The 1,115-nt window shown below is 68.7% G+C and carries 1 protein-coding gene; it reads right to left on the reverse strand.

Annotated features, from left to right (window positions below; genetic code table 11):
• Positions 1-1,107, reverse strand: a 1,107-nt coding sequence (gene pglX, locus ACFOW4_RS30220) for a BREX-2 system adenine-specific DNA-methyltransferase PglX (RefSeq protein ID WP_377533713.1), incomplete at its 3' end; no start/stop codon positions are given.
• Between the last annotated feature and the right edge of the window lie 8 nt (positions 1,108-1,115).

The raw sequence follows: 1,115 nt of genomic DNA on the forward strand, positions 1-1,115 counted from the left end.
CTCGGCGTCGATGAATGTAGTGAAGAACTCGGCGGGCGCCCCGGGGAACCCGGGCTCCTCGCCCGAGTGCCACTGGTGCAGCCACGGCTCAATCTCGACCAGCCCAGCGAGCAGGGGTAGTAGCCGGTGCGCCGGCCACGCCTCCTGCGTCTTCCGGTCAAGATAGACGGTGGCGAGCGCCTGCGCCTGCTTCAGGTGATCCCACCCAGCCCAGCCCAGCAGCTCACTGCCGTCGCTGTCCCGCCCCGCCTGCGGGTACGAAATGAACCGCTCCTTCGGCACGTCGAGCTTCCCGCGCGCCCGCCAGTACGACGGCCGGGCGAAGTCCGCCGAGGCATACTTCGGCGGCACCTCAATGGTGGCCTTCTCCCCCGCATCCTCCTGGCGTTGCAACGCCCAGGTCCGCTCCCACTGCGCGCGCTTACGCAGCCCGGACGGCTTATAGCGCTGCGCCGGCAGATACGGCACATGCTCGTCGGCGATCAGCAGACCCAGCGTCCTGGTCAAGTCGTAGTTGTCGTGCCCGACCCACAGGTCCAGCACCGCCCGGAAATCCTGCTCGCTACCAACCCGGTCGGCGAGCTGCGCTACCGACAGCGGCACCGGCTGCCCACCCCACAGCTCCGGCGCTTCCAACCGATCGAGCAGCCAGTCCCGCAACGCGACCGACTGCATCTTCTCCCACCCGTCGGTGGACCAGCGCCGCTTGCACTCCGGCCGCTCGATCAACCCAATGTGCCGGTTGGACCCGATGGCGGCAATCCGCCGCTCGACCAGCGACCGGTACTCCGCTGGCCAGTGCGGCTGCGGTCGATCGATCGGCTTGGACCCGTGCCGGTTGAACCACTCGGTCTGGGCACCGCTGGTGTGCAGGACGATCTCGAAAGCCCGCTCCCCCAACGCCAGCTCCGGTGGGTTGGCGCAGGTCAGGTCCTCGTCGATCAGCCCGTACAGACGGTAGACCTCCCAGTCCAACTCCTCCTGCAACGCGATCATCCGCGCCCGCACCGAGCGGTACGCCACCTCCGCCTCCGCAAGCCGCTGCCGGGTAGGCACCCCCGAAGCAGCAACCGCCGCCGGGGTCAAGCTCGACAACCGCTGCGCCAACCCATCCA

It is taken from the genome of Micromonospora sp. GCM10011542, from assembly GCF_042650685.1.
Taxonomy (GTDB): Bacteria; Actinomycetota; Actinomycetes; order Mycobacteriales; family Micromonosporaceae; genus Micromonospora.